At 62.3% G+C, this 20,824-nt stretch carries 22 protein-coding genes and 1 tRNA gene; 11 read left to right on the forward strand and 12 right to left on the reverse strand.

Annotated features, from left to right (window positions below; translation table 11 throughout):
* Position 1: 1 nt before the first annotated feature.
* The 5 genes from KY495_RS07485 to gpmA form a co-directional block, all read right to left on the reverse strand.
* A complete protein-coding gene (locus tag KY495_RS07485) occupies positions 2-2,083 on the reverse strand; it encodes an amidohydrolase family protein (protein ID WP_219883043.1) in 2,082 nt (693 codons plus the stop codon).
* Positions 2,084-2,153: 70 nt separating this feature from the next.
* Positions 2,154-2,909, reverse strand: coding sequence for a molybdopterin-synthase adenylyltransferase MoeB (locus KY495_RS07490; protein WP_219883044.1), 756 nt, complete (start codon positions 2,907-2,909; stop codon positions 2,154-2,156).
* A 12-nt stretch (positions 2,910-2,921) separates the two neighbouring features.
* Positions 2,922-4,400, reverse strand: a complete 1,479-nt coding sequence (locus tag KY495_RS07495; protein ID WP_219883045.1) for a S41 family peptidase — start codon at positions 4,398-4,400, stop codon at positions 2,922-2,924.
* Between the two features lie 12 nt (positions 4,401-4,412).
* A complete protein-coding gene (locus KY495_RS07500) occupies positions 4,413-5,801 on the reverse strand; it encodes a murein hydrolase activator EnvC (RefSeq protein WP_219884154.1) in 1,389 nt (462 codons plus the stop codon).
* A gap of 48 nt (positions 5,802-5,849) precedes the next feature.
* Positions 5,850-6,596 (reverse strand): 2,3-diphosphoglycerate-dependent phosphoglycerate mutase, encoded by a 747-nt coding sequence (gpmA, locus tag KY495_RS07505; protein ID WP_219883046.1) that lies wholly within the window; start codon positions 6,594-6,596, stop codon positions 5,850-5,852.
* Between the two features lie 119 nt (positions 6,597-6,715).
* On the opposite strand from gpmA, the gene KY495_RS07510 reads away from it, so the two are divergent.
* The 5 genes from KY495_RS07510 to KY495_RS07530 all read left to right on the forward strand — a co-directional run bounded on the left by KY495_RS07510 (position 6,716) and on the right by KY495_RS07530 (position 9,579).
* Positions 6,716-7,117, forward strand: a complete 402-nt coding sequence (locus KY495_RS07510; RefSeq protein WP_219883047.1) for a rhodanese-like domain-containing protein — start codon at positions 6,716-6,718, stop codon at positions 7,115-7,117.
* 13 nt (positions 7,118-7,130) lie between these two features.
* A complete protein-coding gene (gene grxC / locus KY495_RS07515; protein ID WP_219883048.1) occupies positions 7,131-7,391 on the forward strand; it encodes a glutaredoxin 3 in 261 nt (86 codons plus the stop codon).
* A 164-nt stretch (positions 7,392-7,555) separates the two neighbouring features.
* A complete protein-coding gene (gene secB / locus KY495_RS07520) occupies positions 7,556-8,029 on the forward strand; it encodes a protein-export chaperone SecB (RefSeq protein WP_219883049.1) in 474 nt (157 codons plus the stop codon).
* 69 nt (positions 8,030-8,098) lie between these two features.
* Positions 8,099-8,542: an SH3 domain-containing protein gene (locus KY495_RS07525; protein ID WP_219883050.1), complete on the forward strand. Its 444-nt coding sequence runs from the start codon at positions 8,099-8,101 to the stop codon at positions 8,540-8,542.
* Positions 8,543-8,562: 20 nt separating this feature from the next.
* Positions 8,563-9,579, forward strand: coding sequence for an NAD(P)H-dependent glycerol-3-phosphate dehydrogenase (locus tag KY495_RS07530; protein ID WP_219883051.1), 1,017 nt, complete (start codon positions 8,563-8,565; stop codon positions 9,577-9,579).
* Between the two features lie 64 nt (positions 9,580-9,643).
* Here the strand turns inward: KY495_RS07530 and KY495_RS07535 are convergent, their stop codons facing one another.
* The 6 genes from KY495_RS07535 to mscL form a co-directional block, all read right to left on the reverse strand.
* Positions 9,644-10,006 carry a cupin domain-containing protein gene (locus KY495_RS07535; protein WP_219883052.1) on the reverse strand — a complete coding sequence of 121 codons (363 nt, stop codon included), beginning with the start codon at positions 10,004-10,006 and terminating at the stop codon, positions 9,644-9,646.
* A gap of 11 nt (positions 10,007-10,017) precedes the next feature.
* Complete coding sequence (locus KY495_RS07540; RefSeq protein ID WP_219883053.1) at positions 10,018-10,710, reverse strand: DUF2461 domain-containing protein; 693 nt, start codon at positions 10,708-10,710, stop codon at positions 10,018-10,020.
* Between the two features lie 66 nt (positions 10,711-10,776).
* A complete protein-coding gene (locus KY495_RS07545) occupies positions 10,777-11,829 on the reverse strand; it encodes a polysaccharide pyruvyl transferase family protein (RefSeq protein WP_219883054.1) in 1,053 nt (350 codons plus the stop codon).
* A gap of 91 nt (positions 11,830-11,920) precedes the next feature.
* Positions 11,921-13,645: a PKD domain-containing protein gene (locus KY495_RS07550; protein ID WP_219883055.1), complete on the reverse strand. Its 1,725-nt coding sequence runs from the start codon at positions 13,643-13,645 to the stop codon at positions 11,921-11,923.
* Between the two features lie 152 nt (positions 13,646-13,797).
* The gene (locus KY495_RS07555) at positions 13,798-14,952 is read right to left on the reverse strand and encodes a trypsin-like peptidase domain-containing protein (RefSeq protein ID WP_219883056.1); all 1,155 of its coding nucleotides are present in this window, start codon (positions 14,950-14,952) and stop codon (positions 13,798-13,800) included.
* Positions 14,953-14,960: 8 nt separating this feature from the next.
* Entirely contained in the window at positions 14,961-15,377 is a 417-nt protein-coding gene (mscL, locus tag KY495_RS07560) for a large conductance mechanosensitive channel protein MscL (protein ID WP_219884155.1), read from the reverse strand.
* A gap of 281 nt (positions 15,378-15,658) precedes the next feature.
* On the opposite strand from mscL, the gene petA reads away from it, so the two are divergent.
* The 6 genes from petA to KY495_RS07590 all read left to right on the forward strand — a co-directional run bounded on the left by petA (position 15,659) and on the right by KY495_RS07590 (position 19,890).
* Positions 15,659-16,264, forward strand: a complete 606-nt coding sequence (petA, locus tag KY495_RS07565; protein WP_219883057.1) for a ubiquinol-cytochrome c reductase iron-sulfur subunit — start codon at positions 15,659-15,661, stop codon at positions 16,262-16,264.
* A 3-nt stretch (positions 16,265-16,267) separates the two neighbouring features.
* Positions 16,268-17,680, forward strand: coding sequence for a cytochrome bc complex cytochrome b subunit (locus KY495_RS07570; protein WP_219883058.1), 1,413 nt, complete (start codon positions 16,268-16,270; stop codon positions 17,678-17,680).
* Between the two features lie 30 nt (positions 17,681-17,710).
* Positions 17,711-18,472, forward strand: a complete 762-nt coding sequence (locus KY495_RS07575) for a cytochrome c1 (protein ID WP_219883059.1) — start codon at positions 17,711-17,713, stop codon at positions 18,470-18,472.
* Positions 18,473-18,577: 105 nt separating this feature from the next.
* The gene (locus KY495_RS07580) at positions 18,578-19,189 is read left to right on the forward strand and encodes a glutathione S-transferase N-terminal domain-containing protein (RefSeq protein ID WP_054265664.1); all 612 of its coding nucleotides are present in this window, start codon (positions 18,578-18,580) and stop codon (positions 19,187-19,189) included.
* 115 nt (positions 19,190-19,304) lie between these two features.
* Positions 19,305-19,787, forward strand: coding sequence for a ClpXP protease specificity-enhancing factor (locus KY495_RS07585; protein ID WP_219883060.1), 483 nt, complete (start codon positions 19,305-19,307; stop codon positions 19,785-19,787).
* 27 nt (positions 19,788-19,814) lie between these two features.
* Positions 19,815-19,890: transfer RNA gene (locus KY495_RS07590), tRNA-Thr, on the forward strand.
* 110 nt (positions 19,891-20,000) lie between these two features.
* Here KY495_RS07590 and KY495_RS07595 read toward each other — a convergent pair.
* Complete coding sequence (locus KY495_RS07595; RefSeq protein ID WP_219883061.1) at positions 20,001-20,789, reverse strand: Fic family protein; 789 nt, start codon at positions 20,787-20,789, stop codon at positions 20,001-20,003.
* Positions 20,790-20,824: the final 35 nt, after the last annotated feature.

The following is a 20,824-nucleotide window of genomic DNA, read 5'->3' on the forward strand; positions in this document are numbered from 1 at the left end:
CCTAGTGGTGATGGCCGCCCGCTGATCCAGACGAGGCGGGCGACGGCGCCAGTGCCCTCAATTGCGGCGCATTCTCCACAAACGGCACGATGCCGAGCTCCGTGTGGATCTCGTGCGGGTAGAGCAGCTGCCCGCGCGTGATGACTGCAGCTACCTTGCGGATGTCCGCGATGTTTTTGGTCGGCTCGCCATCGATCAGCAGCAGGTCGGCCAGCTGGCCCGGCACCACGGCGCCACGCTCGCCGCTGGTGCGGGTGTACTTGGCGCCATTTTTGGTGGCGACCTGGATTGCCTGCGCGGGCGTCAGACCTGCCTGCACCAGCAGTTCAAGCTCGCCCTGCAGCGTGAATCCCGCCATTTCATCGGTCCCCGCCACGATCGGCACGCCAGCCTTGTACAGCAGACCGACGAAATCAACCATCTTCGCGTACGACTTTTCATAGCGCTTGAGCGCGGCGTCGTCGGCGATCTTCATGGTGCCCAGGAACAGGCCGCGCTTGATATCGGGCGGCATATGGTCGGCCACGGCGGCAAAAGGCGTATTCAGCTCGCCATCTTTTTGCTTGAGGAAGGCAAAGGTAGCCAGGGTGGGATCGATGACAGTTCCTTTCATCTTAAGCCTCGAAATGAAATTTTTCACCACCGGCGAGGTGAAGTCCAACGTGCCCGTTTTTTCGGAGGGCAGGATGAAGCGATCCAGGCTGCGCGTTTCGGTCTGCGGCGTGGCCAAAAAGTTGAGCATGACCTGGTTGATGTGATTGAGTTCATCAAAGCCCGCGTCCAGCGCCTCGTGCGCGCGCAAGCCAACCGGCACGTGGCCGGACACATGCAGCCCGCGCTGGTGGGCGTAGGCGACCGTCTGCTTCAGGATCTCCTTGGGGAAGGAATTGTAGATCTTGAGCTGCGGGTAGCCGTGGCCCGCATACCAGTCGATGGCCTTTTTGGCCGCGTCCAGGTCACTGACCACAAAGCCGTTATTGGCCGAGTACTTGCTTTTCCCTTCCAGGAAACCGGCCGGCACCACGCGCGGCGACAGCAAGCGTCCACTGGCCGCTTCATCGAGCATTTCCTGCAGCGAGGCGTTGTCGTTGCCCATGTCGCGCACGGTGGTCACGCCCGCCGCCAGGTGCAGGCCGCCATCCCAGCGGCCCACGTGGCCGTGCATGTCGAATAGCCCTGGCAGCATGACGCGCCCGCCGGCGTCGATCTCGGCATCGGCGCCCGCGCCGTGCGAGCCGGCCGGCACCACTGCCGTGATGCGGCCGCGCAGAACATACACGTCGGACGGCGCCCCAAGCGTCGCCTTGTCGCTGTTAAATACGCGCGCGTTGCGTACTACGGTCAGCCCGGGCATGGGATGCTGCAGGCGGCTGGCCAGGTCGGCCAGCATGGCCGCTTCCGCCTTTTTCTGGCGCTCGGTCAAAACCGGGGCGACATCCTTCCACCCTGCTTCCGTCATGGCGCGGTAGCCGGGAACGATGCGTGCAAACAGCCGCGGCGAGGCGCCAGTGGTGGCCCAGTAAAAGGTGGGTGACAGGCCAACGCCGGTCGCCGCCAGCAGCTGGACGGTCTGCTTGTGCTCACCATTGGACACTTCCACCTGGTCCAGCACACGCATGCTCAAGGCACCGGAGGGCAGCAGTGGCATCTTCGTGCCCGGCCTGTTGGCCAGTGCGGTAATGGCGTATGAATCGAGGGCGGACGAGGAATTGAGCGGCAGGTACATGGCCGCGCCGGACACCGGCATCGATCCTTGCTCCGTGGTCGAACGCCAGGTGGCAACGCCATCCTTGCGCTCGAACGTATCGTCCACCACCGCGCCGAATGTGGAGTTGCCCTTGACCGAGTAGTGCAGCACACTGCCGTCGGGCGCCATGCGCAGGCGCTCGGTCAGTTCCGGCCCGCGCCCGTTGTCCTTGAAGATGTAGCGCACGGTGGTCACGCCATCGTCGCCCGTCTCCACCACCTGCTCCCCGGCGCGGGTGCCGTTGGCCAGGTGGATGTCGTAGCGCAGCGTGGTGGGCGCTGCGTTTGCGCCAAAGGAGAGCGCCAGCAGCAGCGCCAGTGCGGCATTGTTCTTCATTCAAAACTCCGGGACAGGTTCGCCAAATGGCAGTGCGGCTATCTTAGCGGACGACTGAATCGCCGCGCCATCAAATGCCACTGGCAGCGCACACCGCGCAGCTGTCATTGCGCGCCACGCCAATGCTGGTCCACTCCATGGCGCGTCCGTCGAGCAGCAGCAGGCGGCCGGCCAGCGGGGTGCCAACGGCCATGATGATCTTGAGCGCCTCGGCCGCCTGCATGGCGCCGATCACGCCGACCAGGGGCGCGAACACGCCCATGGTGCTGCAGGCGGCATCCTGGAATGACTGGTCGTCCGGGAACAGGCAGTTGTAGCAGGGCGCACCGGGCAGGCGCGGATCGAACACGCTGATCTGGCCATCGAAGCGGATCGCGGCGCCCGACACCAGCGGCACGCCGGCCGCCACGCAGGCGCGGTTGACAGCGTGGCGCGTGGCGAAATTGTCGCAGCAGTCCAGCACCACCGTGGCTTCGGCCACCAGCTGCGCCAGGCGCTCGCCCGCCACCCGCTCGCGCAGTGCAAGCACCTCGATGTCCGGATTGATTTGCAGGAGTGCCTCGCGCCCCGACTCCACCTTGGGCTGGCCCACGCGCGCGCTGGTATGCATGATCTGGCGCTGCAGATTGGTGAGGTCAACCTCGTCATCGTCGACCAGCACAATGCGCCCCACGCCGGCCGACGCCAGGTACATGGCGGCCGGGGACCCCAGCCCGCCGGCGCCGATGATGAGCGCACTGGCGGCAAGCAGGCGCTCCTGCCCTTCGATGCCGATCTCGTCGAGCAGGATATGGCGCGAGTAGCGCAGCAGCTGCGCGTCGTTCACGAAGCGGCCACTTTATTTGGTGGTGCCGTTTTTGAGTTCCGGCGGCGTGCTCACATCCGGCTTGGCCAGCGGTTCGGCTTCCGCCTTCGCTTCGCGCGGTTCCGCCTTGGACAGCAGCACCGGCTTGCCCTTGAGGTGATTGATGGCCTGGGCCAGCTGGAAGTCGTCGGCGCTGCCAAACTCCAGCGGCTTGCGCGACTTGGCCATGGCCAGCGCGCGCTGGTCTTCTGCGAGCTGCTCGCGGCGCAGCTTGAGGGCGGCGTCTTCCGGCTTGCCGCTGCCGTCCGAGAGGTGCTTTTCCAGGTCCGCTTCGCGCACGCGCACGCTGTTCATGCCGTCGCCTTCGGCCGTTTCATCAACCATCAGGTCCGGCACGATGCCCTTGGCCTGGATGGAGCGGCCCTTGGGGGTGAAGTAGCGGGCGGTGGTGAGCTTGACGGCGGTGTCGGGCGAGAGCTGGCGCAGCGTCTGCACCGATCCCTTGCCAAAGGTTTGCGTGCCCATGATGATGGCGCGCTTGTAATCCTGCAGCGCGCCGGCCACGATTTCGGACGCCGAGGCCGAGCCGCCATTGACCAGCACCACCATGGGCACCTTCTTGAGCGCCGCCGGCAGCCTGGCCAGCGGGTCGCCCTCGCCGGGGCTGGCGTAGAATTCGCGCCGGCCGTAGAACTTCTGGTTGGAGTCGCGCAGCTGGCCGGTGGTGGACACGATTTCCTGGTTGGGCGGCAGGAATGCGGCCGATACGCCCACGGCGCCCGGCAGCAGGCCGCCCGGATCGTTGCGCAGGTCCAGCACCAGGCCTTTCATCTGAGGATTTTGCGCGTACAAGGCGTTGACCTTCTTTGCCATGTCATCGAGCGTCTTTTCCTGGAACTGGCTGATGCGCAGCCAGCCGTAGCCAGGTTCGATAATCTTGCCCTTGACGCTGACGACCTTGATCTGTTCGCGCGTGAGCGGCACGATCCAGGGCTTGTCCTCGCCCCTGCGCGCGATGGTGAGGACCACCTTCGATTTGGGCTCGCCGCGCATTTTCTTGATGGCTTCGTCCAGCGTCAATCCCTTGACGGGCGTGCTGTCGATGCGGGTGATCAGGTCGCCGCTCTTGATCCCGGCGCGAAAGGCGGGCGAATCCTCGATGGGGCTGACAATCTTGACGTAGCCGTCTTCCATGGCCACCTCGATACCCAGGCCAACGAAGCGGCCCTGCATGCTGTCGCGCATTTCGGCGTAGGCTTTTTTATCGAGATAGACCGAGTGCGGGTCGAGCGAACCGACCATGCCGGAAATGGCCTGGGTGAGCAGCTTCTTGTCCTCGACCTTTTCCACGTAGTCGGACTTGATGAGGCCATACACATCGGCCAGCTGGCGCAGTTCGTCCAGCGGCAGCGGCGCGGCGCCGCCCTTTTGCGCGAACGCGGAAAACTGCACCGAGGCGGCAAAGCCGGCCACCATGCCAATGCCGACCAGGCCGAGATGTTTGACTTTCATGCGTGCGTACCCTTAGAAGCTGATCCAGGACGCTGGATTGAAGGCCGCGCCCCTGTGCCTTAGCTCAAAGTATAGCCCCGATTCTTCGCCACCGCCGGTGTTTCCGGCGCTGGCAATCGGGTCGCCGCCCTTGACGGCGTCGCCCACGCGCTTGAGCAGCGACTGGTTGCTGCCGTAGATGGACAGGTACTCGCTGCCATGGTCGACAATGATGAGGTTGCCGAAGCCGCGCATCCAGGACGCAAACACGACGCGCCCGGCGGCAATCGACCTCACTTCGCTGCCTTCGGGCGCCTTGATGAACACGCCCTTCCAGCTTGGCCCGCCGTCACGCTTGCTGCCAAAGCTGGCGGCCAGCTGGCCGGCCACGGGCGAGCGCAGCTTGCCCTTGAGGCTGGCAAAGGCGCCGTCCGGCGCGGCAGGCGCCAGGGCAATGTCGGCCGGACGCGCGGGCGGTTCGGCCGGCTCCACGGGCCGCTGCACCACCTTGGGCGGCTCGGCCTCGACCGGGTTGGCCGGCTTGGCGCCGGGGTTGGCAGCTTCGCGCGCCAGCCTTTCCTGCTCGGCCTGGGCGCGCGCGCGGGCCAGCGCGGCCGCTTCCGCCTGGGCCCGGGCGCGGGCGGCGGCCACGGCTTCCTGGCGCCGCTTTTCGGCGGCGGCCGCCTCGGCCTGCTGTTTGATGAGGCGTGACAGGCGGTCCACCAGGCTCGTCATGCGCTGCTGGTCTTTTTCCAGCGAACCAATCTGGCGGCGCTGGGTCACCGCTTTCTTGGACAGCGTGCCCAGCACGGCAGCCCGCTTGGCCTTTTCCCGCTCCAGCAGCGCTTTCTGGTCGCGCTCTTCCTGCGCGATTTCATCGAGCTCGGCCTTGGCGTTCTGTTCTTTTTGCTGGTTGGTCTGCACCTGCGCCAGGTTGTTGCGCAGCGATGTGAGCAGCTGGGCCTTGGCGCGCGACACGTAGGCCATCAGCTGCATGTCGCGGTTGATGCGGTTGGGGTTGTCGCCCGAGAGCAAGAGCTTGATGCGGTCCTCGTTGCCGGCGATATATTGTTCGCGCATGAGGTCGGCCAGCTGCTTTCTTTGCGCCTCCACCACGGCGGCCAGGCGGGCCTGTTCCTCGGCCAGGGTTTCCAGGCGCTGGCCTGTTTCCACCTGCTCCTGCGCCAGTTCCTTGAGCTGGCGGTTGGCGTTGGAAATGGCCTCTTCGGACTCGGCCAGGGTATCGGCCGCGTCCTCCTTCTGGTCTTCGATCTTGGCCAGCTCGCTTTTCATGCGCGCCAGCTTTTGCGCAATCTCAGCGCGCGTGGCTTCGGCAGCAGCCTTTTGCTTGCTGCGTTCCGTGACCTTTTTCTGGGCCGCGCCGGCCGGGCCGATGGCAGCGGCCAGGGCCACGCACAGCATGGCCCAGCCGCCCAGTTTCTTCAAGTGCTTCAATTGGCGATACAAAACTTATTTGGCCTTCCCTTGATTGGCCACGGCAGCCACGGCGGCGGCAATGGCTTCCTGGTCGCCCAGGTAATAGTGGCGGATCGGTTTCAGATCGGCGTCGAGCTCGTACACCAGCGGCTGGCCATTGGGGATGTTGAGGCTGACGATATCTTCATCGCTGATGCCGTCGAGCATCTTGATCAGGGCGCGCAGGCTGTTGCCGTGGGCCGAGATCAGGATTTTCTTGCCGGCGCGGATGGCCGGCGCGATCTCATCATCCCACACGGGCATCACGCGCGCGACGGTGTCTTTCAGGCATTCGGTCAGGGGAATGCTGTCTTTCGGCACGCCGGCGTAGCGCGGATCGGCAAACGAGGTGCGCTCGTCGGACGCTTCCAGGGCCGGCGGCGGGGTGTCGTAGCTGCGGCGCCATACCAGTACTTGCGCGTCGCCATACTTGGCGGCCGTTTCGCCCTTGTCCAGGCCTTGCAGGGCGCCGTAGTGGCGCTCGTTGAGGCGCCAGTCATTCTTGATCGGCAGCCACATCATGTCCATGTCGTCCAGCGCCAGCCACAGCGTGCGGATGGCGCGCTTGAGGACCGAGGTGTAGGCCAGGTCAAAGGTAAACCCGGCTTCCTTGAGCACCTGGCCGGCCTGCTTCGCTTCCTTGACGCCCTTTTCCGTCAGGTCCACATCGGTCCAGCCGGTGAAGCGGTTTTCGAGATTCCAGGTCGATTCGCCATGGCGCATGAAGACAATTTTGTACATGTGTGTAGTTCCAGGAGTGGGTAGGATGGGTGGGATTTTATTCGCAATCGGCTTCTATTTTATAATGCGCGCATTGCATTGTCCTAAACCATTGACTTACCACTCATTATTGGAACCCCGTGAACTTTATTATCGACAATATTTTCCTCGTCATCATCGTGGTGGCCTCCGGTGTGGGCCTGCTGCTGCCCGCCCTGTCGCCCCGTGGTGCGCGCGTGTCGCCCCAGGATGTGGTGATCCGCATGAACCGCGGCAAGAACGTGGTGGTGGATATCCGTACGGCAGAAGAATTTGCCAAAGGGCATTTGCGCGACGCGAAAAACATTCCGCTGGCAGACTTCTCCTCACGTATCGGCGAACTGGAAAAATCCAAGGGCAAGAGTATCGTCGTCGTGTGCCAGACTGGCGCGCGCGCGGACAAGGCTGTAAGGCAGCTCCAGGCCGCCGGATTTGATGATGTGGTCGCCCTCGATGGCGGCCTTGTCGCGTGGCAGGCAGCCAGCCTGCCCCTCGCCAAATAAGAAAGGAATGACCATGCCAGCCCAAGTTGTGATGTACACCACCGCCGTCTGCCCCTACTGCGTGCGGGCCGAGCGCCTGCTCGATGCCAAGGGCGTCAAGATTGACAAGATCCGCGTCGACCTCGACCCGGAACAGAAAACCATCATGATGCAGAAGACGGGCCGCCGCACGGTGCCGCAAATCTATGTGGGCGATACCCACGTGGGTGGCTTCGACGACCTGTACGCGCTCGACCAGGCCGGGCGCCTGGACCCCTTGTTAAACGGGGCTTGAACCCCACATGGGGCGAGGACGGCGGGCCGGCCCGATGCCAGCCTCGCTGTCACGCTCGCGCAAAACTATGTGTAAGCCGTATTGGTTTTGATACAATTACCGTCGCCCCAGGCACACTCTGAACGGCCATTGCCGTTCTTTTTATTTCATAACGAAAGCGTTCCATGTCTGACGAAAACCAGCAACCAGTATTCCAAATCCAACGCGTCTATCTGAAAGACATGTCGCTGGAGCAACCGAATTCCCCGGCCATCTTCCTCGAGCAGGAAGCGCCAGCGATCGAAGTGTCGCTTGACGTGGGCGCCGAAGCCATTGCCGACGGCATCTACGAGTCGACCGTCACCATCACCGTGACCGCCAAGGTCAAGGACAAGGTCGCATTCCTGGTGGAAGGCAAGCAGGCCGGCATTTTCGAGGCACGCAATATTCCTGCCGACCAGATGGACCCGCTGCTGGGCATCGGCTGCCCGAACATCGTGTACCCTTACCTGCGCGCCAATATCGCCGACGTGATCACCCGTGCCGGCTTCCCGCCCGTGCACCTGGCTGAAATCAATTTCGAAGTGTTCTACCAGCAGCGCCGCCAGGCACTGGCCGAAGCAGCAGGCTCGGCACCGGCTCCTACTGCAGCCGTCTAAGCTTCACCAGCAGTCGCAGCACCAGGGTGGGATGTGCTCCCCACCCTGCCATCCTCGGCGAAGGCCATCATGACAATCCCACGTTTCATTGCCGGCGCGGCGCTGTTGCTCGCTTCGGTATCGGCACAGGCATTCGATTTCAAATCGGTCGGCAATACGCCCGCCATTTTGTATGACGCCCCTTCCGTGCGCGGCGGCAAACTGTATATCGCGCCGCGCGGCATGCCGGTCGAAGTCGTGCTCAGCTACGGCGACTGGGTCAAGGTGCGCGACATGAGCGGCGACATGGCGTGGACGGAAGCGAAGATGCTCACGCCCAAGCGCAATGTGATCGTGCGCGTCAATGGCGCCAAGGTCAGGCCCACGCCGGACGAGAGCGGCATTGCGCTCATGACGGCCGACAAGGGCGTGCTGCTGGAACTGGCCGACCCGACTTCCAACGTCTGGATCAAGGTGCGTCACCGCGACGGCATCATTGGCTTTGTCAAATCCAGCGATATCTGGGGCATCTGATTTTGCCCCCATTGGACCCCATGCATACACCACCTGGCAATCACATTACTGTCCTCGGCGCCGGCGCCTGGGGCACCGCCGTGGCGCTGGCCCTGTCGGCCCGCCACAATGTCCTGATCTGGGGCCGCGACCCGCTCGCCATGGCAGCCATGGACACGGCCCGCGAAAACACCCACTACCTGCCCGGCTTTGCATTGCCGCCGCAGCTGCAGGTCACCGGCAACCTGGAATCTGCGCTGGCGCACCTGGATGACCCGGCGCCGCTGCTCATTGCCGCCTGCCCCGTAGCCGGCCTGCGGCCCCTGCTGCAGCAGCTCAAACCCCATGCCATTCCCAACATCGTGTGGCTGTGCAAGGGCTTTGAGGGCGGCAGCGGCATGCTGCCGCACCAGGTGGTGCAGGACGTGCTGGGCGAGGCGGTGCCGGCTGCGGCCCTCTCGGGCCCATCGTTTGCCCAGGAAGTGGCGCGCAGCCTGCCGTGCGCCCTGACGGTTGCGTCCTCCTCGCTGGCCCTGCGCGAATCCGTGGTGGCCAGCGTTCATGGCGGCACTATGCGCGTCTATGCCTGCGACGACATGGTGGGCGTGGAAGTCGGTGGCGCCGTCAAGAACGTGCTGGCCATTGCCACCGGCGTGGCCGATGGCCTGGGCCTGGGCTTGAATGCGCGCGCCGCCCTGATCACGCGCGGGCTGGCGGAAATCACGCGCCTGGGCACGGCCCTGGGTGCCAATCCCGGCACCTTCATGGGCCTGACCGGCATGGGCGACCTGATCCTGACCTGCACCGGCGACCTGTCGCGCAACCGCAAGGTCGGCCTGGAGCTGGCCAAGGGCAAGGCGCTCGATACCATTGTGGCCGAACTGGGCCACGTGGCCGAAGGCGTGCCCTGCGCCAGGGCCGTGCGCGCACTGGCAGCGAGCATGGATGTGGACATGCCGATCACCAATGCCATTGCCGGCGTCTTGTTTGACGGGGACACCCCGCAGGACATGCTGGCCCAGCTGCTGGCACGCGATCCGCGCGACGAAGTCGCGTGAAGCAGTGGCTTGAGGCAGACCCGGTGGCCTGACGGCGCCGCTTGCGGCCCGGCCCAGCGCCCGATCAGCGCTGCAGCACTTGCGCGTGTTCTTCCCCTTTTGGATTGAGCAGGATGGTCAGCAGGCCCACCGCGTCTTCGTTGGCGCGGATGGCATGCGGCACGCCGCCCAGCAGGTACACCATCTCGCCCGGGCGCAGGATGGTGGAAGTGCCATGGGCGTCGCACACCAGTTCGCCGTGCAGGCAGAGCAAGGTGATTTCCCCATCGACCTTGTGCAGCGGCATGTCCCGCTCCTTGGGCAGCACCAGGCGGATCAGTTCCATGTGCTCGGTCTTGGCCAGCGCGATGGAAGTGAAATGGGCAATATCGTCTTCGGTGCGCTGCAAGCGAATCAGTTCGCCTGAGGCGGCGTGGGGCAAGGCCATAGCATCTCCTGTCAGTCTTGTGTGGGGGCAACCTCCACGCCGCGCAGCCAGGCGACCAGCGTGTAGGCATCCTTGAACGCGCGCGCCAAATCAGGTACGAGCTGGTCGGGTTCGTTCAGCTTGAGCTTGACTTCGGTCCACACGAAAAAACTCTTGAGCTTGATGTACTCGATGTGCGGATGGCCGGGGTCGTAACCTTTGGGCGGGCGCTGCAGTTTGTCTTCGTGCAGCATGCTGTCGCCAAAGGTGCTCCGCATGGCCTTATTCTTGATCACTTTGGCAAATCCTGGCGCATCGTTGACGAGCGCGGCGCGGATCGCCTTCAGGCGTGGCGGCGGCGGCAGGTATTCGCCGGCCCCGATGCCGAGCGTGCCATCGCCATCGATGTGGAAATAATAGGTGGGCCCACCGCCGGCGCTGGGTCGGCGCAAATCCCTGGGCGTGATGCCGGCCGAAAAGCGCGTCTTGTAGGGCCGCTTGTCGGCGGCAAAGCGGATATCGCGGTTGATGCGGAACATGGCCTTTTTCGGATTGCAGGCCACCACTTCACGGTCAAATGTGCCCAGCTGCGCAATCAGTTGCGTCACCACGGCTAAAAATTCTTCGCGCAGGATATCGTAGCGCGGCTTGTTCATGATGAACCAGGGACGGTTGTTGTTGTCGGCCAGCTCGGTCAGGTATTGCGTCAGGTCGCGCAGATGCATGGGTTCATGTCGTTAAGGTAGTGAAAATGCCGCGCACAGCGCGGCCACCGAGGAAAGTGGGGGCGCTCAGCTGGAGGACAAGGTGCTGGCCGCGCCGTTGCGCAAGCCCCAGAACTGCGGGGCCAGGCCGGTGTGGCGGCCCCTGACCTGCTGCGCCAGGCGCGCCAGCTCGGCCGCGGCGCCGCCCTCGGCCTCGCCGTTTCCCAGGGCGCGGAAGGTGGTCAGGGGAGTCTGTTGGGCGAGCCAGTCAAACAGCTTCTGGTACTGGTCCAGGTTGTCCATCGCGTATTCAAAGGCCGCCTGCACCTGGTCGCCGCTGGTCGCCACCGGGATGCGGGCGCCCGAGGCTGCGATCAAGCCTTCGATCTTGCGCGTATTCGATGGCAGCGCAACGAAGGGCTTGCCCGCGCGCGCGGCCAGGTAGATGCCATGATGGCGGGCCGTGATGATGATGCTGGCTGCCGACCAGTCCGCGACCGCGCCGCGCCAGAGGTGGGTATGCATGCCGTGCTGCAGCGGATAGTAAAAGCTGCCTTCCACATTGTCGAGGATCTGGCGCAGGGTGGCGCCCACGTCGGCGTCGCGGAAAGGATGCCAGTCGGTCACCACGATCTGGCCGGACAGGTCTACCGCGGCGTCGGCCGAAAAGACGGCCGCCATGAAGGAGTCCGGCACCAGGCGCGCGGGCAGGCCCAGGCTTTCCGCATGGCGCAGCGATTCGGCATCGCGAATGCAAAAGTCATCCAGCCGGCCCAGGATGTCGAGCCAGCCCGTGTGCGCTTCGAACACGGCATTGACGATCAAGGTCTTCTTGCCCAGCTGCTGGGCCGCGCCCAGGCAGGCAAAGTATTCGCTGCCAAAGCCATGGTGCAGGGTGCCTTCGCCATTGATGACCATGGCATCGCAGGCTTCGATGCGGCGCCGCAGGGCGGGATCGGCCAGCACGGCGGCGATGGCAGCGTCCTCGTCGCTCCCGGCAAAGCTGCGCAGCTCGCCAAGGAAGGCGCGGTCGCTGACAATGTGGCCGGCGTCACCGAGCAGGCGCGCATGGGCGTCGGACACGGCCTGGCAGCCGACGTGGGGAATGGTGGCGGTATCGTTGAGCAGGAAGACGTTCATGGCAGCCTACGGGCCAGTCGAAAGTCCCATGATAACCGTGCAGCCAAGAAAAAGCCCGCGCGATGGCGGGCTGCATGCCGGGCCGATGGCGTCAGCGAATGATGATCTGCAGGGCGCGGATGTCGCTGTAGCCGGCACTGGTGGTCACGCGCAGCGAAGCATTGTAGGTGCCGGGCGCGGTATAGGCATGGCTGGCGCTGGCACCGTAGACCACCGGCGAGCCGTCGGCAAAATTCCATTCATAGACCGTGATGGCGCCGTTGGAGGCCGTGCCCGAGAACGTGATGGTGGCCGACGCCGTGGCGCTGGTGGCGCTGGCGCTCACGATGGCCTGGGGAATGCCGCTGGCCGTGGGCACGGGCGCGGTCACCCTGAGCGAATAGCGGCCGAGGCTGCCATAACTGCTGTAGCCGGTCGTGGCCGGGTCGCCCTTGCCGGTTCCCTGCACGCTGACCCAGTAGGTGCCGGCCGGACGGTTCAGGCTGATGACCCCATTGAGGAAATCGGCGGGATTGGCGCTGGCCACGATGGCATGGGCCGCGTCGCGCACCAGGACCAGCAGATCGGCATTGGGCGACTTGTTAAATGGCCGGGCATCGATATTGATCGTGCCGGCGCCGGCATGCAGCTTGAATGAATCGATGTCGGTCGGCGAATTGATGACGCCCTGGGCATCGTGGACATTGATGCCGTTTTCCAGCGTCGGGGCCAGCACGGCGGCGCTGGCCTTGGTATTGCCGAAATCGTCGGGCGCGACCAGCACGCCATTGCTGGCCATGACGGCGTAGTCATCTTCCTGGTTGTTGGCGCCGGCATACTCGCCCTTGCTGAACTGTACCAGCCAGCGGTAGTATCCCACGCCCATGATCGGCGCCCAGCCAGTATCGAGCGAGCCGTGTCCGCCATAGTAGCCGGTGCCGGCGGCGCCATCGTGCCCCAGGCCCAGGTTGTGGCCGACTTCATGCGAGGTGGCTTCGGCGATGTTTTTCTCGCCGCCCAGCATGTCATAAAACACAAAGGCCGGCTTGTGATAATTGCCCACATTGTCGAACACGCCCACATAGGCAAAGCCGCCGCAGCCGCAATCGCCGCCCAGGGCGGCCGTGAAATTGCGGGTGATCAGGGCGCGGGTGCCGAAGGTGTCATCGGCGCCGCTCGAACGGGTCATCAAGTCTGCCGCCGGTTCCTGCGTGGTGACGTCGACGTCGAAGGCGGCGAAGTCTTCCGACACCCGGCGCCAGATATTCTGGATGGCCGTGAGCTCGGCGGCGCTGAAGGTGCCGGGCACGCCGTCGGTATCGTAGGGCACGGCAATGATGGGGTCGGTACCGTAGGCACTGTTCCAGGCCGTGCCGGTCACGGTGTGGCCATTAAAGTCGAGATAGATCTTGCGCTTGGAAAAGGGGCGTGAATGGAGGCTGAAGGTCTGGTCGAAACCATAGACGGCATTGACCTGGGCGGTATCGCCGCTGGCCTTGACCAGCGCCTCGTCAAAGTAGCCGGGCGGCGGCGGGCCGGCCGGCTCTTCCATGTGAAACAGGCGCCCATGCTTGTCCAGACGGGTGGACTTGTCTTCGCGCATTTGACGGGCAAATTCGGCAGGCGTCTTGCCATAGTAAGCGGCCACTTGCGGCAGGCGGCCGCCCAGGCGGCTGAGCGCCTCCTGGCCGTGGCTGGCGGAACCGAGGTTTAGTACCGGGAAGGCTGGCTTGACGCGCACGGGCGAGCCGTCATAATTCTTGTGCGACTGCGCCACTGCACTGGCCGGCATGAGCGAAGCGGCCGTAATCGCAGCCAGCATGAGTGCGAGAGACATTGTTTTGAACGATAGCGCCATACGCCCCCCGTTAATATTCCAAAGATAATAAACAGTACTTTGGAGAAACTTTAACAGGGATTGTGCCGCTTGCGGCAATGGAGCTCGAGATATGTTTTGCTTGTATCCTCGCAGCAACAAATACCCGGTGTCTACCGAACCCGGGGTGGTGGCGGCCGCACCCCCACCTCAATATTGACGGCGTGCGCACGGTTGCGGCGCATGAGCGTCATGCGGGCCTGCTTTCCTGGCGGCAGTTCGGCCACGGCATTGAGCATGTCGGCGGTGTTGGTGATGCGCTTGCCCGCCACGGTGAGCAGAATGTCGCCCGGCAGCAAACCGGCCCGATGGGCTGGGCCGCCCTCGACCACGCCGGCGATGAGGGCGCCCTCCTCGACAGGCAAGCCAAAACTTTGCGCCAGTTCCGGCGTGATGTCCTGGCTTTCGATGCCGATCCAGCCGCGCACCACGCGCCCCTGCCTGATGATCGCTTCCATCACGGTCTTGGCCGTGCTGACGGGGATGGCAAAACCGATGCCAACCGAGCCGCCCGTTTGCGAGTAGATGGCGGTATTGATACCGAGCAGGTTGCCATTGGTATCGATCAGTGCGCCACCGGAATTGCCAAAGTTGATGGCGGCATCGGTCTGGATAAAGTTTTCAAACTGGTTGATGCGCAAGTTGGTGCGGCCCAGGGCGGAAATAATGCCCATGGTGACTGTTTGCCCGACCCCGAACGGATTGCCGATGGCCAACACCACGTCGCCCACGCGGGCCTGTTCCGCGCGCCCGAGCACAATGGCGGGCAAGTTCGCCAGCTTGATGCGGATGACGGCCAGGTCGGTTTCGGGGTCGGTGCCCACCAGCACGGCCGGGGCCTTGCGGCCATCGGCCAGCACCACTTCGATTTCGTCAGCCGCTTCCACCACGTGATTGTTGGTCAGGATATAGCCGTCAGGACTGACGATGACGCCCGAACCCAGGCTGGACTGGTCTTGCTGGGGAATGCGGTCGCCAAAAAACCGGCGAAAGAAAGGGTCGCGCAGCAAGGGATGGTTCTTGCCCATCGATTTGCTGGTGAGGATGTTGACCACGGAAGGAATGGCGCGCCCGGCTGCATCGCGGTAGCTGCCGGCCGTGGGCGCGAGCAGCGGGGCCTGGCGCACCTGCACCGAATCGGCCACGGTGGCGCCCTGGGCAGGCACGCGCAAGGCGCGCACCCAGTCCGGGCGCACGGCTGTGACGACCATGAACAGCGCCAGGGCCACTGTGACCGCCTGGGCGAACAATAACCAGTAGCGCCGCATGCAATCTCCTATTTCTTTAAAGAATCGCGTATTTCACGCAACAGGACAATATCTTCCGGAATGGCGGCCACCGGAACCGGCGCCGGATCAGCGCGCCGCAGGCGGTTCATGAGCCGGATCATTTGAAATATGACGAAGGCAAGAATGATAAAGTTCAGCAGCACCGTAAAAAAATGGCCGTAGGCAATCACAGCGCCGAGTTTCTTCGCCTCCACCAGGGCCAGGCCCGTGGCCTGGCCGTTGAGCGGCACATAGTAATTGGCAAAATCGAGTCCCCCGAACAGGCGCCCGAGCGGCGGCATGATGATGTCATTGACGAGGGCATCGACAATCTTGCCAAATGCACCACCAATAATCACGCCCACGGCAAGGTCCACCACATTGCCCCGCATGGCAAACTGCCGGAATTCACCCATCATTGTCATGCTGTTCTCCATCGTTTGAAAAGATAATGTCCTGATCATACCGCGAAGTGGCGCAAAACCCAATTGCGCCCTGGGCGCGGCGGTGGCCGATAGCGCGGCCGGGCCGCATGCCGGCGCCTGCAATCGCCACCCCGGACCCGAATATGCGCAAAAAGGCTTGCTTCGGGTGCGCATGGCAACATTTTTTCTTCATTTCGCATGCCGCTTCCCTTATAATTTAAGGTTGCTAGAAGCTCTAAGTGGCTTTTTAAGATTTCGCATTTTGACTGATTGGGGTTGGTATGAGTAACGATAAGCAGGTCGATTCAGGCCGACGCGTTTTGCTCGGCGCCACGTGCGTGGCGGGCGGCGCGGTGGGTTTGGGCACGGCGGGAGTACTGGTAAGCACCTTCCAGCCGTCGGAAAAGGCGAAAGCCGCCGGCGCGCCAGTGGAAGTAAGTGTCGCCGGCATGGCGCCGGGCGAGATGAAGACGGTGGAGTGGCGCGGCAAGCCCGTGTGGATCCTGAAGCGCTCGCCAGAAATGCTGGCATCGCTCAAGAGCACGACGGACGACGTGGCCGACCCCAATTCGGAGCGCAATCCCGGCGAACTGACGCCGGATTACGCCCGTAACGAGTACCGCTCCATCAAGCCGGAATACCTGGTGGCCGTGGGCATCTGCTCGCACCTGGGCTGCTCGCCAACCAGCAAGTTCACTGCCGGTCCCCAGCCGAACCTGCCGGATGACTGGGCAGGCGGCTTCATCTGCCCATGCCATGGCTCGACCTTCGACCTGGCCGGCCGCGTGTTCAAGAACGTGCCTGCCCCGGACAACCTGCAAGTGCCGCGCCACATGTTTGTCGGCGACAACCTGATCGTCGGTAAAGACGAGAAAGGCGAGGCGTAAATCATGGCCGCATTCAAAGAAACCAAGCTGCCGGCCAACGCGCCGGTGGCCGAAAAAGGCCTGGCCTGGGTCGATGACCGCTTCCCCCTGAGCAAGCTGTGGAACGACCAGTGGGGCAAGTACTACGCTCCGAAAAACTTCAACTTCTGGTACATCTTCGGCTCGCTGGCAATGCTGATCCTGGTATTGCAAATCGTCACCGGCATTTTCCTGACCATGCACTACAAGCCGGACGCCAACCTGGCGTTTGCCTCGGTCGAATACATCATGCGCGAAGTGCCGTGGGGCTGGCTGGTACGCTATATGCACTCGACCGGCGCCTCGGCCTTCTTCATCGTGGTCTACCTGCACATGACGCGCGGCCTCATGTACGGCTCTTACCGCAAGCCACGCGAACTGATCTGGCTGTTCGGTTTTGCCATCTTCCTGGCCCTGATGGCCGAAGCCTTCTTTGGCTACCTGCTGCCATGGGGCCAGATGTCGTACTGGGGCGCCCAGGTGATTGTCAACCTGTTCAGCGCCATTCCCCTGATCGGCCCGGACCTGTCGCTGCTCATCCGTGGTGACTATGTGGTGTCGGACGCCACCCTGAACCGCTTCTTCGCCTTCCACGTGATCGCCCTGCCGCTGGTTCTGCTGGGTCTGGTAGCTGCCCACCTGATCGCCCTGCACGAAGTGGGCTCGAACAATCCTGACGGTATCGAAGTGAAGGAAAATCTGGGCCCGGACGGCCACCCGGTGGACGCCATTCCTTCGCATCCTTACTACACGGTGCACGACCTGTTTGGCGTGTCGGTCTTCCTGCTGATTTTCTCGGCGGTCGTGTTCTTTGCCCCGGAAATGGGCGGCTACTTCCTGGAGTACAACAACTTCATCCCGGCCGATTCACTCAAGACCCCGGCGCACATTGCCCCGACCTGGTACTTCACGCCGTTCTACTCGGTGCTGCGTGCCACCACGGCCAACTTCATGTATGTGCTGATGGGTGCCACCGCCCTGTATGTCGCCTTTATCTGGCTCAAGTCGCGCCTGTCGTTCATGACCAAGGTCGCCATTGCCGTGGTCGCCCTGGTGCTGATCATCGGCATGCTGCCAGCGGTGCTGGACGCCAAGTTCTGGGGTGTCGTGCTGTTCGGTTCGTCGGTGATGATCATTGCCGCCCTGCCATGGCTGGATCACTCGCCGGTGCGTTCGATCCGCTATCGTCCTGACTGGCACAAGTATGTGTACGGCGTGTTCTTTGCTTCGTTCCTGATCCTGGGCTACCTCGGTACCCAGCTTCCGACGGACATCTTTACGCTGATCTCGCAGGTCTGCACCTTGCTGTACTTCAGCTTTTTCCTGCTGATGCCGTGGTGGAGCGCTGCCGGCACCTTCAAGCCAGTGCCAAAACGTGTGACGTTTGAACCGCACTAATTGACGACATCACACGCTAAAGGACATTACATGAATTTATCTAAGAAACTGATCGCCATCCTGGCCCTGGTGCCAGGGCTGGTATTTGCGGCCTCGGGCGGTCATCCGCTCGACAAGGTGCCCCAGCAGCAAACCATGGCTTCCCTGCAAAATGGCGCCAAGCTGTTCGTCAACTACTGCCTGAACTGCCACGCTGCTTCGTCGATGCGCTACAACCGCCTCATGGACCTGGGCCTGACGGAAGACCAGATCAAGACCAATCTGCTGTTCTCGGCAGACAAGGTCGGTGAAATGATGACGACCGCCATGCGCCCGGCCGACGCCAAGGAATGGTTCGGCGTGGTGCCGCCGGACCTGTCGGTCATTGCCCGTGCCAAATCATCGTCGGCCGGCACCGGCGGCGACTATCTGTACACTTACCTGCGCACTTTTTACCAGGATGAAACCCGCCCCACCGGCTGGAACAACCTGGTGGTGCCCAACGTCGCCATGCCCCATGTCATGTGGCAGCAGCAGGGCATCCGCACCATCAAGATGGTGGAAGAAGTCGACCCGCATGACGCCAGCAAGAAGATCCAGAAGTTCGCCGGCTTCGAGCAGGTGACCAAGGGCAGCATGACCCCGCTGGAGTTTGACGCCGCCACCGCGGACCTGGTCAACTTCATGCAGTGGATGGCAGAACCGGCCGCCGAAACACGCAAGAAAATGGGCGTGTGGGTGTTGTTCCTGATGTCGATCTTCGTTCTGTTTGCCTGGCTCCTGAGCAAGTCTTACTGGAAAGAAGTAAAGTAAGCCATACAGATCTTGCTGTTTATTCATTACCCGCTGCGGCGGGTGATCATTCCGGGGTGAGCCGCTAGTCGTTTCACCCCCTTTGTTTCTAAGGAACTATAAAAAATGATGGTTCTCTACTCCGGCACCACGTGCCCATTTTCCCAACGCTGCCGCCTGGTCCTGTTTGAAAAAGGCATGGACTTTGAAGTGCGCGATGTGGACCTGTTCAACAAGCCAGAAGATATTTCCACGATGAACCCGTACGGCCAGGTACCGATCCTGGTCGAGCGCGAATTGATTTTGTACGAATCGAACATCATCAATGAATACATCGACGAGCGCTTCCCGCACCCGCAGCTGATGCCGGCCGACCCGCTCATGCGTGCCCGCGCCCGCCTGATGCTGTTCAACTTCGAGAAAGAACTGTTTGTCCACGTCCACGTGCTCGAGAGCGAGCGCGCCAAGGCCAACGACAAGAGCCACGACAAGGCCCGCGCCGAAATCCGCGACCGCCTGACCACGCTCGCGCCGCTGTTCCTGAAGAACAAGTACATGCTGGGCGATGAATTCTCGATGCTGGACGTGGCCGTGGCCCCGCTGTTGTGGCGCCTGGATCACTACGGCATTGAATTGTCCAAGACAGCGGCCCCGCTGATGAAGTATGCCGAGCGTATTTTCTCGCGCCCTGCCTATATCGAAGCGCTGACGCCGTCCGAAAAGGTCATGCGCCGCTGACCCCGGGCAGCCGGCGCCTTTGCGGCGCCGGCCGCATACGTTTCTTGCCGCTTCCTGCCGCCGCGTCCAAATGGCAGTAGACTGGCGTACGACGCGCACCCCACACGAAAAGAACATGTCCGAGATCTCAACCAAGCCCTACATGCTGCGTGCCATTTACGAATGGTGTACCGATAGCGGCTATACGCCTTACCTGGCGGTCAAGGTCGATGCCGCCACGACGGTTCCGATGGAATACGTCAAGAAGGGCGAAATCGTGCTCAACATCAGTTTCGGCGCCACGTCCGGCCTCAAGATGGACAATGACGCGATTCACTTCCACGCCCGCTTCGGCGGCGTGTCGCGCGAGATTTACGTACCGGTGCACAATGTGCTGGCCATTTACGCCAACGAAAATGGCCAGGGCATGGCCTTCGAGGTAAGCGCGACGGCCACAGAGATGCCGGCGCCGGCACCGTCGGACGCCCCGGCCAGCAGCGCGGCGCCCTCGCTGTCGTCGGTGCCCAATTCGCCGCCGGAAGCGGCCGCGCAGGGGCCGGACGACAACAACGACCCGCCGAAAAAAGGCGGGCGCCCGACGCTCACGCGCATCAAATAGCGTATAATCCGGGGCAGTAAAAGTTTCGCCGACTTAGCTCATTTGGTAGAGCAGTTGATTTGTAATCATCAGGTGGCCAGTTCGAAACCGGCAGTCGGCACCAGAATTTAGCAGCAAGATCAGGGGCTACAGCGCATCGCTGTAGCCCTTTTTGCTGGTCGCAGCTTTATGGCAGTCATGTAAGCTCTGTATAACCGGGATGAAGCTACGTTCTCAAATCTGCGTGTTGCCCGCAAGAGGAGCAGAGATGAAACCTTGCTGCGTTAGCGAGTGAATAACGCCTCGTAACAAATAATTGCTTGTAAAGCAAATGGTGTACTGACGGGCTCCCTTACTGATCGGCTCCAGCATTTTACGTTCTACGAGCTTTTTTACCTGATAGGTAACTTGGGTAGTGGTCATACCGACCATCGCTGCGGCTAGGTCGCTTGACTTAGCGACCTTTACTCTGATTGCTTCTGAGAGCACGGCCACTTCCTGAGTCGAGATGAGACCTCTTTGTTTCGAGTATGTAAGGGCCGGCAACAGGATTTTTCCTGTCAGATATTCATAGTTAGTAAGCTTGTCAACTTTCTGCAACTCACTCAAAACCCCCTTCAGCACATACACGCACCAAGCTTCAAGGTTTGGGTTTGTTCCCACATCTGCGCAGGAAAGCATCTTGTAGTAAAGTTCACGATCATTGCAAAATACTGCGGTAGGATTAAGCACCCGGCCATTATCAGCGACGTTAAACCCATACTTGATAAGCAAAGCGTACGTCAGAAGCCTTACTACGCGCCCATTCCCATTGCTGAATGGATGCACCCACCCAAAACGATGATGCGCAAGAGCAATTTTAATGAGATCATATTTCGGCGGGTCGGCGCGATTCACGAACGCGACAAGCTCTTCCATGTATTGAGGCACTTGCACAGCCTCCGGCGGGCAGTGACTAGATTGCGCAATTGAAACTGGAGCGGTGCGGTACGCACCTGGCGTCCGATCTCCCTCGCGCTGCAATCCTGCTGTGGTCTAATTTGCCCGGACACCTCAAT

It is taken from the genome of Massilia sp. PAMC28688, assembly GCF_019443445.1.
Classification (GTDB): Bacteria; Pseudomonadota; Gammaproteobacteria; order Burkholderiales; family Burkholderiaceae_D; genus Telluria_A.